A 15,174-nucleotide genomic window follows, 5' to 3' on the forward strand; every position below is an offset into this window, starting at 1 on the left:
ATGATCAAAATTTTAGCTGCATGTGGGGCTGGGGTAAACTCTAGCCATCAAATCAAATCTGCATTAGAAACAGAATTATCTAAAAGAGGCTACCAAGTTTCTTGCGATGCCGTAATGATTAAAGATATCAATCAAGAGATGCTATCCCATTATGATATTTTCGCCCAAATCGCCAAAACAGATTTGGGTTTCCCTATCACGATTCCTGTAGTTGATGCAGGCGCAATTCTTTATCGAATTCCAGCAATGGCTGAACCTGTTTATCAACAAATGGAAAGTATCATTCACTCTTTAAACAAATGATTTCCTTTTCAGACTAATTACTTACGCTTCACTGTCAACAATAACAAAACTAAGATAAAAATTTTGTTATCTTAGCTTATGAAGGAGAAAATAAATGAATACGATTATTGACCTAGCAAATACAATTTTTAAACCTTTAATTGATTTAGGTGCTGCTCCTTTAATGACTATTGTTTTAACACTGATTGCCCTTTGTTTTAAGGTAAAACCCACTCGCGCATTAGAAGGTGGTCTTAAACTAGGGATTGCTTTAACTGGTATCAGTGCTATTATAGGAATTTTAACTACTGCTTTCTCAGATGCAATGGCCTCTTTCGTAGAACGTACAGGAATTTCTTTAAATATTACTGATGTTGGTTGGGCACCTTTAGCCACCATCACTTGGGGATCTCCTTACACCCTTTACTTTCTTTTAATTATGGTGATTGTCAATGTCATTATGTTAATTCTAAATAAAACAAACACATTAGATGTGGATATTTTCGACATTTGGCATCTATCGATTGTTGGTTTATTTGCTATTTTTTGTGGCGCAAACTTAATAATTGCAACAATCTTAGTTATTTTCATAGGTGTTTTAAAAATTATCAATTCTGACTTAATGAAACCAACGTTTAACGATTTACTTAACGCCCCAGATACCAATCCTATGACTACCACGCATATGAACTATATGATGAACCCAATCATTATGGTTTTTGATAAAATTTTTGATAAGCTTTTCCCTTGGTTAGATAAATACGATTTTGACGCTGCCAAATTGAATAGTAAAATTGGCTTTTGGGGATCAAAATTTGCCATCGGGATTTACTTAGGGATTTTTGTGGGTCTTTTAGCTGGCCAAACACCCACGCAAATTTTTTCTCTATCCTTTACGGCTGCAGTCTGTTTGGAACTATTCTCTTTAATTGGAACTTGGTTTATCGCTGCAGTTGAGCCTTTATCACAAGGTATCACTGATTTTGCTTCGAATAAATTAAAAGGACGTACACTTAATATTGGTTTAGATTGGCCTTTCTTAGCTGGTCGTGCTGAAATCTGGGCAGCAGCTAACGTATTGGCTCCAATTATGCTATTAGAAGCCATTGTCCTACCTGGCAACAAACTTTTACCACTTGGCGGAATTATTGCAATGGGTGTAACCCCTGCTCTACTAGTAGTTACAAGAGGTAAACTCATCCGAATGATTATCATTGGAGCAATCGAATTACCTTTGTTCTTATGGTCTGGTACCCTAATTGCACCGTTCGTTACCGAAACCGCAAAAAAAGTTGGTGCTTTCCCAGCGGGTCTAAATAATAATACTTTAATTTCACATACTACCATGGAAGGGCCAATGGAAAAATTCTTAGGATACTTAGTCGGCAATGCATCACAAGGTCAACTCGAATTTATTTTATACGCATGTCTGGCGCTAGTCGCCTATCTACTGATTTTCATTTGGTATGCAAAACAAATGAAGAAGCGAAATATTATTTATGCTCAAAAAGCTCAATAAGGGGAACTAAAAAGAAGAGGTGCAGATGCACCTCTTCTTTTTAGTAGATCACCCTGACAACTTTTTCCAATACTTTAGATGTGTCAAATTTATCTTTATTTGTAACTACCGCTGTCACTTCTTCTAATTGATAAAAAGAATAAAAATCCTGTTTCTCTACTTTAGAAGTATCCATTAACAAATATTTTTCTATTGAGTTATCTAATGCAATTGCTTGTGTTTGTCCTTCTTCAATAGTGGCTGTCATAATTTTATTATCTTTTAACGCATTACAACTAAAAAATGCTTTATGAAAATGCATTTCTTCTAATGCTTTATTAGCGATTTCGCCAAAAAAAGATTTAGTTAAAAGTCGCATTTCTCCACCAATTAAATAAATGGTTAACGCATTCTTTTTTTTACTTAACGTTTCAAACACAGGCAAACAGTTTGTTACTACTCTTAAATGTTTAAATTCCATTGCCTCGGCTAAAAGTTCAATAGTTGTTCCTGGTCCTAGGAAGATAGTTTCTTCTTCGTGAATTAAACTTAATGCTTTTTGGACAATTTCTTTTTTTTCAACACTATTAATAATTTGTTTATCAGCATGAGACAATTCATGTGGACGATATGTATTTAAACTGCTAGCTCCTCCATGTACTCGTTTTAAACGCCCCGCTGCTTCTAATTCTGTCAAATCTCTACGAACAGTCATATCCGAAACATTTAATCGTTCCATAATTTCAGTAACTTTGATTGCCCCTTTTTGATCTACTAGAGAGACTATCGCATTTAATCTTTCTTCTTTTAGCATTTTCATCGCTCCATTGTTAGTATATCTTTTATTCTACGATAAAATACTTACTATGAATACTAAAACATTTCTCCATTTATTTTAACATGAACGACGATTTGTAAAAAATTGACGATTTAGCCTATCTTTATATAAACAGATATCACTTCAACGATTGATTTAGATCTATTTGAGCCTAGTCAAACAGAGATCTAGCATAAAAATTTTCCAGAAAAACATCCCCTACCCTGAGCACCTCTATCAAAAAAATAGCACATAGGCCAAGGCAGGTTACTTATAAAAAGGTAAGCAACCCGCCTTTGCCTATGTTTAAGTAAACGATGTATTTCCCCTATTACTGATTCAAAGTCCTTAAAACTTTATAATCACTGTTTTGCACGAGTAAAACGCTACTTGGGTTATCTGGATAAGCAGCATTGCCATCAAATGATACAACAACAGTATTCGTACCAACTTTCGTGAATTGTGTGTATGAGCCCCCAGCACCGCCCACGTTGGCAAAATGTAATGTCATAGTATCGCCTTTTGTTTCTACCTCGCGCCAATTTGCCCGCTGATAGTTATGCCAGTCAATTTGAGTTGAAATTTCGTTTGTCGTGTTTTTATACATTCCTTCGTAAAAATCAATCGCTTCCTCTTTTGAAGACCACGGATTGACTGAAATATTTGGGATTTGTTCTTTAGTAATTGACGGGGCACCTACAATTTTTTCAAAGCCAGCCCTCAACTCTGCATTATCTGTTGCTCCAAAATATAGATAGTCATAAGGATTTCCTTGATTTTGCATCGTCACTAAAACTAAGGGCTGATTGTTAACGATGGTGAATAAATACAAGTGCTTTTGCATTTCTGGTTGCGTTTCTGCATCAGAGTAAACAGCAACTAACGCATATCCATCCTTCACTTGTCCATTTTCAGACCATTCTAAATAAATGGGATGCTGACCAATCGCTGGCTGCATAGTAACATTTCCTACTAGACCATCAGGCGCTTGAACACCATTAAAATTGATTGAATTTCCTAGTGTATATTCTTTATACGTTTGGTTCATCCGTTGCCCCCAATCAGCCATAAATTGTTGTAGCTGTGCCTTTTTTTGCGCAGACCACAACTGATTTTCAGTTTTAGTAGAAGCAGAAGAATTACTTTGAGTCGTACTAGATTTTGACTCCGTGCTCATTTGACTTGCTTGGCTGTTGTTAACGGTAGCAGGTGCTTTCATTTCTGATGTTGCTGTCGGCTTGCTTGATTTGCTTGCAGTGCTATCACCACTTTTATTGGAAGAACATCCTGATAAAATACTCAATAAAAGACCTATCAAGATTATTTTTTTCATTGGGAATCCCTTCTTTCTGACAAGAATACTGTACTACTTTTCCCCTTTTCTCACCAGCAAAACTCGACTAAAAACGGCTATATTTATTTGTTATTTAATTGTCAATTTAAGTTGACTGTAAGCATCCCATAACCAAGGATGCACAACTTTAATATCGTGTTTCAAAATATAATCGATATAGAAATATGCGGCATTTTCTAAAGAACAATTTAAAGATTGTAATAAACCATCTAAGTATGGTGGTTTCCCTTCTTGATCCCACTTTATTTTATCAGCGACAAACAAAACTAAATCTATGTCCAAATAGTTTTTCTTCAATGTTGTATGGCATTCAATAGCTGATAAAATTTCATTGTCTTCAATACCAAAATCCATTTTCGCAATAGACTTAGAAATTTTTTGATGAATTATCATTGGAAAGGCCATTTCTGCTTCGTTTAATTCAATCCCATATTTTTGTGCGACATTAATTCTCTGATTATTTGGATAAACCGCAGAGATAACGTGTAAATATCCTGCAATACTTACTTTTTCTGGACTAGTTAAATATTTTTCACCAAGTTGATAGGCATACTCTCCAACTTCCATACAATGATAATACGTCTTCTCACAGTTTTTACTCACTAAATATTGTTTAATTTCATTTTTCAACACCTGTTGATGATCCATTTCCACAGCCCTTTCTCATTCCGATTACTCTTCTAGATAAATAAATTAAACTCCTTTCATCCTCTAGCAACCTTTTATTTTTTATTAAATAAACAACTAACTAAATTGAAAAAATTGAAACTTTTTGGTCCTCAAATTCGTCTATAACTAATAGGACGTTCAATTTTGTATAACGTGGAGGTGTATTTTTTAACTTTTTCATTAACCAAAGAGGAGTGAAAGTATGCGACATAAGAAAAGAAAATTCAAAATAAACGGGTATGTATTATTTAGTGCGTTAATCCTCATTGTTCTTGTTTTCATTCAAACGTTCCTATTAACTCAACCCAAGATAACAAGTAAAAATGATGATACTACGCAGACATCGACTAAAAATTCAACTGCAAAAAAAGATTCCCCGACCAAGTTAGAAAAGGAATCAACACACATGACTATTTCATCAAAAAAATATGCTTACTCAGCAGACAAAATCAGAAAATATATAACTGGAGAAGAACCTTACAAAGGTGAAAAATTAGTATTCTTAACCTTTGATGATGGCGTTAATAATCAAATAACCCCACAAGTCCTAGATACATTAAAAAAGTATAACGTCCACGCAACTTTTTTTCTTGTAGGAAATACCCTAACTTCCGAAAATCAAAACATAGTGAAACGCGAAGTTGCAGAAGGACATTCAATAGGCTTTCATAGTTCAACTCATGATTATGCAACGTTATATCCAAACGGGATTGTCAACACTGAAGAAATACAAGCGGAAATAGCAACCATGAAAAACTCTCTTAAAAAAATATTGGGCGAAACATTTCAAACAACTCTCTGGCGATACCCAGGAGGTCATATGTCATGGGGAGGTACAGAAAAATCTGATGAATTATTCAAACAACTTGGCATCCATTGGATTGACTGGAATGCGATGGTTGGGGATGCGGAGCCTTTAGACAGACAGCCTACTACAGTCGCAGAAATGCTCGCTTTCCATCAACATTCACTTGAGGTTTATCCGGATTATAATATTAGAGTAGTCTTAATGCATGATTCAGTAGATAAGGAATTAACAAAACAAGCATTGCCACAATTAATAGAGTTTTATCAAGCAAATGGTTATCAATTTGGTGTCTTGTATTAGAGCAACTCGGAGCACTAAAGGAAGCATTTCTGATCTTAGTCAATGTTGATTTTCTACTTAATTACACACAAAAACACCCTCTTGCTGAGCAAGAGGGTGTTCGTTTGTCGAATAGTAAAGATTAACGACGGATTTCTTTGATACGAGCTGCTTTTCCGTGTAATGCGCGTAAGTAGTAAAGTTTTGCACGACGTACTTTACCGTAGCGAACCACTTCAATTTGAGCAACACGTGGTGTGTGTAATGGGAATGTACGTTCCACACCAACACCATTTGAAACTTTACGTACTGTGTAAGTTTCGCTGATTCCAGCACCACGGCGTTTAATTACAACACCTTCGAATAACTGGATACGTTCACGAGTACCTTCGACTACTTTCGCATGAACGCGAACAGTGTCACCAGGGCGGAACGCAGGAATATCCGTACGTAATTGTTCTTGTGTTAATTCTTGAATTAATGGATTCATTTTATCCTTCTCCTTATTCCCAAATATTCTTATGGTCACTTCTGCCACAGCGGAATATTGTAATAGTTAGAGCGCATTGCACTCACCAAATTAGTTTACCACAGACAAAATAAGCTGTAAAGAGAATTTTCTTGAAAGTTCCCTTATTTTTGTTCTTCTTGTTTAATTTCTTCTAATAACTTCAACATTTCAGGCGTCATTTCTACTGATTCCAACATGTCAGGTCGACGCAAAAAGGTCCGTCGTAATGATTCTTTTAGTTGCCATTCTGCAATTAATTTATGGTTACCATTCGTTAGCACGGCAGGGACTTCCATATCGTTGAAAATAGCAGGTCTGGTATATTGTGGATGCTCTAATAGGCCAGTGGAATGTGAATCCGTTTGTGCAGAAAGATTGTTACCTAAGACATCAGGTAATAAACGGACTGTCGCATCAATCATGACCATTGCGCCTAATTCGCCCCCTGTTAAAACGTAATCCCCCAATGAAACTTCATCTGTAACCATCGTGCGAATTCGCTCATCATAGCCTTCATAATGTCCACAAATAAAAACTAAATGTTCTTCTTGTGAAAATTCCTCGGCCATTTTTTGATTAAACGGTTTTCCTGCTGGATCTAATAAGATGACCCGTTTTGGTTGCTGGTTTGTCTCTTCTTCAATTGCTTTTAGGTTATCATAGATCGGTTGTACTTTTAAAAGCATCCCCGCGCCACCGCCATACGGATAATCATCGACCGTTTGGTGTTTGTTATCTGAAAAATCGCGAAAATTAGAGACATTCAATTCTAATAACTGCTTTTCCCGAGCTTTCCCAATAATTGATTCCCCCATTGGTCCTTCAAACATTCTAGGAAAAAGAGTTAATACATCAATTCTCATCGTCAATCAATCCTTCTGGAATGTCCACATCAATCCGTTGATTTTCGACATCGACTTTTGTAACAACGCCTTCAATATACGGTAAAAGTAAATCTTTTTTCTTTGGTCGTTGGACGACCCACACATCATTCGCACCAGGAGATAAAATTTCTTTAATTTTTCCCAGTTCACTACCGGTTTCATCATAAACAGTGGCACCAATGATTTGGTGATAATAAAATTCGTCCTCTGCCAATTCAGCGAGATTGTCTTTTTCAACTTTTAAAATACCGTCACGATATTTTTCAACATCGTTGATATTTGGATGTCCTTCAAAGCTTAAAATGTCAAAATTCTTATGCTTGCGGTGGGACTTCACGACCAATTCAATTGGTGCTTTTTTCTCTTGAAATAGCAGTAACGTTGCCCCTTTTTGATAACGTTCTTCTGGAAAATCCGTTTTCGAAATGACCCGAACTTCCCCTTTGATTCCTTGTGTGTTCACAATTTTTCCTACATTTAAATAATCTGTCACGTGAAAGCCTCTCTTCCTTGTATTTCATCTTTCCTATTCTACCATTTCTTACGCGCAAATTCTATGAAAAAACAAAGGCCAACTTTTCCAGTCAGCCTTTGTTTTTATTAATTCGTTAAACCAGTTAATGTGCCATAAATTAAAAATAAATTCAATAACGTCAAGGCAATAGCAATAATCCAAGCTAAAAATTTCACCCACGCTGGATTCGCAAATTGGCCCATTAATTTTTTATCACTTGTATACATCGTTAAAGGAATAATCGACACTGGCAAAGCAATACTTAGGAAAACTTGCGTATAAAGCAACAAGTCTTCAACAGCCGTTTCGCTACCGCCATAAATAATGACACAGATAATGACTGGCACAATTGCTAACAAACGAGTTAACACTCGTCGTGCCCACAACGGCATTTTTAAATGGATAAAGCCTTCCATTACAATTTGTCCTGACAGCGTACCTGTAATCGTTGAATTTTGACCCGAAGCCAGTAAAGCAATTGCAAAAAGAATACTTAACACTGGGCTAGCAATATTACCAACAATATCTGGATTTTTCAGAGCATCAAATAAATCAACAAATTTACCTAATTCACTGTTGGTTCCATAAAATAATGCTCCTCCTAAAATTAACAACAAACAATTTACGACAAAAGCGACAGTTAATTGAATATTTGAATCCCAAGTAGTGAAACGAATTGCTTTGGCTTTCTCAGCATCATCGTTACGATCAAATTTCCGAGCTTGCGCAATGGAAGAATGCAAATATAAGTTATGAGGCATGACTGTCGCTCCAACGATTCCCAAGGCTAAAAATAACATGGATTTATCTGTCGCTATTTTTGTGTCTGGAATAAAACCTCGTAACACTTCACCAATATTTGGATCTGCTAATGCCACTTCATAAGCAAAAACAAAAAAGATAACTGCAATTAAACAAGAAACAATTGCTTCGATTTTGCGAAAGCCTAACTTTGTCAGTAGCAACAGTAATAAAACATCAAACGTTGTTATTAACACACCAATTAATAATGGAAAACCAAATAATAATTGCAAAGCAACTGCACCACCAATTACCTCAGCGATATCTGTAGCCATTATGGCTAACTCCGTCACCACCCACAAGGCAACGCCCGTTCGTTTACTTGTATGCTCTCTAGTCGCTTGGGCTAAATCCATTCCTGTCACGATTCCTAAGCGCGCAGCCATACTTTGTAGTAACATGGCAACTAAACTAGAAAGTAAAATCACACTAAGTAACGTGTACTTATATTCCGCTCCGCCAGCAATTGACGTAATCCAATTTCCTGGATCCATATAACCAACAGCCACTAAAGCGCCAGGTCCGCTATAGGCTAGCAAAGTTCGCCAAAAGCTAGCGTTTTTAGGTACCTCGACGGTATTATTTATCTCTTCTAAACTAGGTCCATTTGCATAATTAAGCATTTTTTCCGTTTTCTTTTCTTTCATCCAACATCCCTCAATCTATCTTGTTCACACATTTCACTTTTAGGTACACCTAAAACTAGTTAACATAATTATAGTCTTCTTATTCTTCGTTGTAAACTGTTACATTCTAATTTTTTAAGCACTTTCGCTATAAATCGTTTGGTTTTTACCAAAAAATCCCTTACACTTATTTTATCATAGATCGGAGGTTATGAGGATGAAGTTAGATATGGTCGGTATTATCGTCAACGATATGACACAAGCACTCTCTTTTTACCAAACGCTAGGTTTTAACGTGCTGGGAGAAGCTTCGCCCGATTACACAGAATTACAAAACAATGGCGTCAGGATTTCTTTAAATTCACTACAAATGATTACTGGTGTCTATGGGTTTGCGCCTAGTCAGCAAGGCGATAAAATCGAACTTGCTTTTCTTTGTAAAACGGCCGCAGAAGTTGATAACACCGTGAAAAAAATGAGCCAAGCTGGTTACATTGTTTTTAAAGAACCTTGGAATGCACCTTGGGGCCAACGATACGCAATCATTAAAGACGTGGATGCAAATTTAATTTCACTCTTTGCCCCTCTATAATATTACTAAAAAATGCGCCACTTTCGTTTCTTTAACTCTCTTTCGAAAGATCAGTGCAGAATGGGTCTTAAGTAGGATGTCTTTTCTGTCTCTTTTTTTGTATAATAAACTTATCAAATGATGCGTATCTTACAACTTTGTTCGTTTGCAGAAAGAACAAACGATGTTTTTTATTGATAAAAAGTTATATACTAAAAGTACGATGAGTATAACTAAAGGAGATGAGAAATGTGAGTGTTACCCTATCTAGAAAAATTGTTAATATTATTTCCATTTTGGGCATTGTTGCAACCATAATTGCAACCATCTATTTTATCCGATTAGGTGTCTTCAAGGACATCAATGCACTAAGAGGACTAGTAGGGCAATCTGTCATTCTCGGTCCGATTATTTTCATGTTAATTCAGATTATTCAAGTGGTTATTCCGATTATTCCTGGTGGTGTTAGCTGTGCTGCAGGAGTCTTGATTTTCGGTCCAACAATGGGCTTCGTCTATAATTACGTTGGTATTGCACTTGGCTCTATTATCATTTTCTTATTAGGTCGTAATTATGGGAAACCATTCATTATGAGCCTTGTCAGTGATAAAACATATAACAAGTATATCGGTTGGTTAGACAATGAAAAACGTTTTGAACGATTGTTTGCTTTAGCAATTTTCTTCCCGATTGCACCGGATGATGCGCTTTGTTTAATGGCCGGTTTAACAAAAATGTCTGTGAAAAAATTTACTCTGATTATTCTATTAGCAAAACCTGCTTCTATCTATTTATATAGTCTTGCGTTAATTTATGGCGGTACATTTTTAACTAGCTTACTGGGAATGTAAAATAAATAAAAAAGCGAACGGACTAAATCAAAACTCTGCCTGTGTCAGTTTGATTTAGTCCTTTTATTATGGAATTTTGGTAGAAACTGGGGGACTTTTGATGTTTAGTTATTTTAAAAATAGTATTGTGAATACGCTAGATTTTCTTAAAGGGACAACGGCGTATTTTCGCGATGTGCTCTTGATGCACGGATTTATGTTATTCGTTCTATTGCCTTTATTGACAAGTTTGTCCAAATTGGTACTCAAAGAAGGTGGGATTGATTATATTTCCTACGATAACTTAGGGGCAATTGCTACGCAACATCCCTATGTTCTTTTGACTTTTCTACTAATTGGGCTGTTAATTTTACTGGCGCTCTTTTTTGAATTTACCTTTTTATTGCTTAGTGTTTATTTTATTAAGAAAAAGCAACCAATTACTCTAACGCAATTATTGCACGGCACCTTGCTTCAGATCAAAAAAGTTCGAGGAATTACCTTTCTGTTTTTCCTGGCCTATTTCTTTTTGATTTTACCATTAAGTGGGTTAACCTTCCGCTCTTATTTATTAACAAGAGTTAAGATTCCAGCCTTTATCTTAGATTTTATTTTTGCAAATCGCGTCATTATTATTATTGGTTTCGTATTGTTAGAACTGATTATCTTATATTTAGCGATTCGACTTGCTTTTGCCCTTCCAGAGTTGATTTTACGTGATGTTGGTTTTCGTGAGTCTTTAAAACGTAGTTGGCAAATTACAAAGCGGCGCTTTTTCCAGATTTTAGGGCAATTTATTATCATTGGAGGAACTGTTTTAGGGATTTTTACGGCTGGCTATTTCTTGATATTTTTAGGTCAAACCGCCGTTGAAACGTTTAAACCTGAGTGGTCTTTACCTAGCGCTGTCATCGCTATGACGCTCCTTCAGGTTATGATGCTCTTAAACTTGGTGTTGTCTAGTGTTGCTATTTTTTACATTATTGTTGATGATATGGAGGATGAAGGGATTTTGCCTGACACGCCAGAATGGTTCACCCCGAAATCAGAGGTTCGGGTAGAATGGACCACCTTCAGAGTCGTTCTTTTTTGTTTGATTGCAATCATCTTCGGAATTGGTGTAGGCACCTATAATACGAATTACCTAAGTCATACACCTGACCGAAAACCGGTTACCATCTCCCATCGTGGTGTCAATGGTAACAATGGCGTTCAAAACACCTTAGACTCTTTAATCGAGACCAATAAGGCAAAACCTGATTATGTTGAAATGGATATTCAAGAAACCAAAGACCATCAATTTATTGTCATGCACGATTTTAATTTACGGGCGTTAACGGGTGTTAATAAACGACCGAATCAATTAACACTTAAAGAATTAACGAATATGAATGTCACAGAAAATGGTCAAACTGCTAAAATGGTTTCTTTCGATGATTATTTAGCCAAAGCCAATCAATTAAAACAACGTTTATTAATTGAAATCAAAACCACGCCTCAGGATAGCCCTGATTTAGTGCAGCGCTTTGTCAAACAATACCGTGAAAATATTTTAGAAAACGGCCATATCCTTCATACCTTAACCTATGATACGGCGATGGCCTTAAAGAAAGAAGAACCACGCTTTTATGTAGGCTACGTTATTCCTTTCAACATTGTGGGACCGCCTAAAATGCCAGTTGACTTTTTTACTATGGAATACAGTACAATGAATCGTAACTTTGTAAATGCCGCTCACCATGATGGGAAAAAGGTTTATGCTTGGACAGCAAATGATGAAGATGTTATGACGCGAATGATTTTTTATGGCGTCGATGGTATCATTACCGATCAGCTCAGTCTACTGAATGAAACAATGAAAACTGATTTAGAAAATCCAACATACTCCGATAAACTGTTGAATTTCGCTATTGGAATGGGTTAAAAAAAGAGCCAATCTGCTGAGCAGATTGGCTCTTTTACGTTCATGTTAGTTGTTTTTACCAAAAATTCTTAAGAAAGCTAAGAATAAGTTGATGAAGTCAAGGTATAATTGTAATGCGAAGAAAACGGCCATCCCAGTACCTGCTTGATCACCTGTTTGCGCATAGACTTGGCGAATACGTTGGTTATCGTAAGCAGTAATCCCTGAGAAAATTAGGACCATTAAAATGGAAATAAAGAATTCTACAGCACTACTGTGTAAAAGGAACATATTTAGCAACATCGCAATGATGATTCCGATTAAGGCACTATAAGCGGCATGACCAACTGCTGATAGGTCTTTCTTCGTAAAGACACCTACTAATGACATCGCGCCAAAGGTAGCTGCTGCACTTAAAAATGCGCCGGCCACTGTTCCACCAGTATACATTAATAACGTCACGGATAAAGTGACACCATTTAATAATGCATACGCAACAAATCCTGCAATCGCAATGGTTGGATTCTTCTGTGCTTTTGCGCCTAGATATAAAACTAAGCCAATTTCAACAAGCCAAATCATCCAAAAAGCTAAGCTTGATTTGAATAAAGTAGCTAGAACAGGTAAAAAGACAGTCATCATTGCATAAGCCATGATTGCGCTAATACCAATTCCTAACGCTAAAAATCCGTAAATTTTGGCATAAAATTTATTCAAACCTGTGCCAGTTTGGATATACTCTTGATTATTCATAAGTTAAAGTCCCTTCTTTCTCTGTTAGTTCATCAATCGTCACTTGGGGTGGTTGAACCATCACCACTGCATCTAACACGCGATTTTCTTGCTCATTAACAGCCTCAACTGAAATGGTAATCACATCTTTCATTTTGTCGACTTTGATTACTTCTAATTGGAAAGTCAATGTTTCGTAATGAAAAACGGGTTCCACAAAGTTCACAGAGAAATTCACAACATGTGAACCTGGTCCTGGTAAATGTTTTGAAATCGCACTAGTGATAATTCCCATCAGCATAATTGATGGTACGATTGGTTTTTCATATTCTGTTTTTTGGGCATAATCATGTTGGATATATAAAGGATTCGCATCATTGGTCAAGCCCAAGTAAAGTAATAAGTCCTTGTCTTCAATTGACTCTGTCAAGGACAACGAATCTCCCTCTTCGATATCTTCGATGGTTTTGCCTAATTTTCTCGGTTTTCCGATATTCAAATTAGTACACCTCCGTTATTGATAAGATAATTGTACCAAAATGTACTTAAAAGGCAAGCTAAAAAGTAGTCTTTAAAGGATGTTTAAACAAAACCAACTTATCTACCATGCTAGCATTCTAAAAACAAACAACGGAACAGGAGCAGCTTCTTATTTTTTGAAGCCAGATACCCCTGTCCCGATTTTGTTTATGTTCTCTTATAAAACGTTTCTAGTTGTGTTACTTAGTAATGTTTCGTAGGCTTGTTCAAATTTCTGAACGTCGCCAGCACCCATAAAGACCACCACTGCATTTTCAAAATCTAGTAAAGGCGACACATTATCTTCGGTAATTACTTGTCCACCTTTTTGAATTTTTTCGCCTAAATCTTCAATGCGTACCTCGCCTTGTGTTTCACGCGCAGAGCCAAAAATATTACATAAGAATACTTCATCTGCCAAATCCAGTGCTTCAGCAAATTCATCCATTAACGCAATTGTTCGTGTAAATGTATGTGGCTGGAAGACAGCAATAATTTCTTTGTCAGGATATTTTTGACGAGCGCCATCAATCGTTGCTTTAATTTCAGCTGGATGGTGCGCATAATCATCAACAATAATCATGTCACTGACTTTTTTCTCGCTAAAACGACGTTTTACACCTTTAAAACTTAGCATTTCTTCTGCGACTTTTTGCATATCAAGTTTTTCAAAATAAGCCACAGCAATCACACCTAGCGCATTCATGATATTGTGATGGCCAAATGCTGGTAAGACAAAATGACCTACAAAATCATCCTTGTGATAAACATCAAAAGATGAGCCTTCCGTTGTTCGTTGAATATTTCGGGCTTGGATATCATCCTCTTCGCTGACACCATAATAATAAACTGGCACTTCTGATTCTAACTGGCGAAGATACTTATCATCACCATAAGCAAAAATTCCTTTTTTGACTTGATGAGCCATTGTTTGGAACGCTGAAAAAACGTCCTCAATGCTCTTGTAGTAATCTGGATGATCAAAATCGATATTCGTCATAATCGCATAATCTGGTGAATAGGCCAAGAAATGACGGCGATATTCACACGCTTCAAATGCAAAGAAATCAGCATCTGGTTCGCCGTGGCCAGTGCCATCCCCTATTAAATAACTAGTTGGATTGATACCACTTAATACATGTGCTAGCAAACCAGTCGTACTTGTTTTCCCATGTGACCCTGTTACAGCAATGCTTGTGTACGGTTCGATAAAACGAGCAATGAAATCGTGGTAACGAATTACTTCTGCGCCTAATTCGATGGCGCGGGCGATTTCCTCATGGGTATCTGGAAAAGCATTTCCAGCAATAACAATCATGTCTTTATCAATATTATCTGCATTAAATGGTAAAATAGGGACACCTGATTTTTCAAGATCCCGTTGTGTAAAGAAATACTCTTCTACGTCTGATCCTTGAACGTTGTAGCCTTTTTGGTGTAAGACCAACGCTAATGAGCTCATGCCAGAACCTTTAATTCCGACAAAATGGTATAATTTGTTCTCTTGATTTCCCATTATAATCCTCTTCTCTGTCACTATATAAAACATACCTTTTTTAAAAAAATTTCAATCATA

Annotated in this window: 16 protein-coding genes; 6 read left to right on the top strand and 10 right to left on the bottom strand. The window is 36.4% G+C overall.

What is annotated here, in order from left to right:
- Both IGK70_RS08390 and IGK70_RS08395 read left to right on the top strand, forming a co-directional pair.
- Complete coding sequence (locus IGK70_RS08390) at positions 1-303, top strand: PTS fructose transporter subunit IIB (protein ID WP_002357185.1); 303 nt, start codon at positions 1-3, stop codon at positions 301-303.
- 94 nt (positions 304-397) lie between these two features.
- The gene (locus tag IGK70_RS08395) at positions 398-1,801 is read left to right on the top strand and encodes a PTS galactitol transporter subunit IIC (protein ID WP_002357183.1); all 1,404 of its coding nucleotides are present in this window, start codon (positions 398-400) and stop codon (positions 1,799-1,801) included.
- A gap of 40 nt (positions 1,802-1,841) precedes the next feature.
- Here the strand turns inward: IGK70_RS08395 and IGK70_RS08400 are convergent, their stop codons facing one another.
- From IGK70_RS08400 to yqeK, 3 genes are all read right to left on the bottom strand, one after another.
- Positions 1,842-2,594: a DeoR/GlpR family DNA-binding transcription regulator gene (locus IGK70_RS08400; protein WP_002374588.1), complete on the bottom strand. Its 753-nt coding sequence runs from the start codon at positions 2,592-2,594 to the stop codon at positions 1,842-1,844.
- A 334-nt stretch (positions 2,595-2,928) separates the two neighbouring features.
- Positions 2,929-3,930, bottom strand: coding sequence for a DUF4767 domain-containing protein (locus tag IGK70_RS08405; protein WP_002419915.1), 1,002 nt, complete (start codon positions 3,928-3,930; stop codon positions 2,929-2,931).
- A 90-nt stretch (positions 3,931-4,020) separates the two neighbouring features.
- Entirely contained in the window at positions 4,021-4,599 is a 579-nt protein-coding gene (gene yqeK, locus IGK70_RS08410; RefSeq protein WP_220421637.1) for a bis(5'-nucleosyl)-tetraphosphatase (symmetrical) YqeK, read from the bottom strand.
- A 223-nt stretch (positions 4,600-4,822) separates the two neighbouring features.
- On the opposite strand from yqeK, the gene IGK70_RS08415 reads away from it, so the two are divergent.
- Positions 4,823-5,728, top strand: a complete 906-nt coding sequence (locus IGK70_RS08415; RefSeq protein ID WP_104874214.1) for a polysaccharide deacetylase family protein — start codon at positions 4,823-4,825, stop codon at positions 5,726-5,728.
- A 121-nt stretch (positions 5,729-5,849) separates the two neighbouring features.
- Here IGK70_RS08415 and rplS read toward each other — a convergent pair whose 3' ends face one another.
- From rplS to IGK70_RS08435, 4 genes are all read right to left on the bottom strand, one after another.
- Entirely contained in the window at positions 5,850-6,197 is a 348-nt protein-coding gene (rplS, locus tag IGK70_RS08420) for a 50S ribosomal protein L19 (protein ID WP_002357176.1), read from the bottom strand.
- Positions 6,198-6,340: 143 nt separating this feature from the next.
- Positions 6,341-7,081 (bottom strand): tRNA (guanosine(37)-N1)-methyltransferase TrmD, encoded by a 741-nt coding sequence (trmD, locus tag IGK70_RS08425; protein ID WP_002381776.1) that lies wholly within the window; start codon positions 7,079-7,081, stop codon positions 6,341-6,343.
- Complete coding sequence (gene rimM / locus IGK70_RS08430; protein ID WP_002362017.1) at positions 7,071-7,595, bottom strand: ribosome maturation factor RimM; 525 nt, start codon at positions 7,593-7,595, stop codon at positions 7,071-7,073. Before rimM ends, trmD begins: the two co-directional genes overlap by 11 nt.
- Before the next feature lie 107 nt (positions 7,596-7,702).
- The gene (locus IGK70_RS08435) at positions 7,703-9,064 is read right to left on the bottom strand and encodes an Nramp family divalent metal transporter (RefSeq protein WP_002357171.1); all 1,362 of its coding nucleotides are present in this window, start codon (positions 9,062-9,064) and stop codon (positions 7,703-7,705) included.
- A gap of 196 nt (positions 9,065-9,260) precedes the next feature.
- On the opposite strand from IGK70_RS08435, the gene IGK70_RS08440 reads away from it, so the two are divergent.
- The 3 genes from IGK70_RS08440 (at position 9,261) to IGK70_RS08450 (ending at position 12,368) form a co-directional block, all read left to right on the top strand.
- Positions 9,261-9,635 (top strand): VOC family protein, encoded by a 375-nt coding sequence (locus IGK70_RS08440; RefSeq protein ID WP_438775214.1) that lies wholly within the window; start codon positions 9,261-9,263, stop codon positions 9,633-9,635.
- Between the two features lie 221 nt (positions 9,636-9,856).
- Positions 9,857-10,465 carry a TVP38/TMEM64 family protein gene (locus IGK70_RS08445; protein ID WP_002383106.1) on the top strand — a complete coding sequence of 203 codons (609 nt, stop codon included), beginning with the start codon at positions 9,857-9,859 and terminating at the stop codon, positions 10,463-10,465.
- A 100-nt stretch (positions 10,466-10,565) separates the two neighbouring features.
- Positions 10,566-12,368, top strand: a complete 1,803-nt coding sequence (locus tag IGK70_RS08450; RefSeq protein WP_002364138.1) for a glycerophosphoryl diester phosphodiesterase membrane domain-containing protein — start codon at positions 10,566-10,568, stop codon at positions 12,366-12,368.
- Positions 12,369-12,413: 45 nt separating this feature from the next.
- Here the strand turns inward: IGK70_RS08450 and IGK70_RS08455 are convergent, their stop codons facing one another.
- From IGK70_RS08455 to murC, 3 genes are all read right to left on the bottom strand, one after another.
- A complete protein-coding gene (locus tag IGK70_RS08455) occupies positions 12,414-13,100 on the bottom strand; it encodes a Bax inhibitor-1/YccA family protein (RefSeq protein ID WP_104855805.1) in 687 nt (228 codons plus the stop codon).
- Complete coding sequence (locus tag IGK70_RS08460) at positions 13,093-13,578, bottom strand: MaoC/PaaZ C-terminal domain-containing protein (protein WP_002357164.1); 486 nt, start codon at positions 13,576-13,578, stop codon at positions 13,093-13,095. The genes IGK70_RS08455 and IGK70_RS08460 overlap by 8 nt, the downstream gene beginning before the upstream one ends.
- 198 nt (positions 13,579-13,776) lie before the next feature.
- On the bottom strand, positions 13,777-15,114 hold the full coding sequence (gene murC, locus IGK70_RS08465) for a UDP-N-acetylmuramate--L-alanine ligase (RefSeq protein ID WP_002357163.1): 1,338 nt from the start codon (positions 15,112-15,114) through the stop codon (positions 13,777-13,779).
- Positions 15,115-15,174: the final 60 nt, after the last annotated feature.

Origin of the sequence: Enterococcus sp. DIV0358, assembly GCF_051713465.1 — a bacterium.
Lineage (GTDB): Bacteria > Bacillota > Bacilli > Lactobacillales > Enterococcaceae > Enterococcus > Enterococcus faecalis.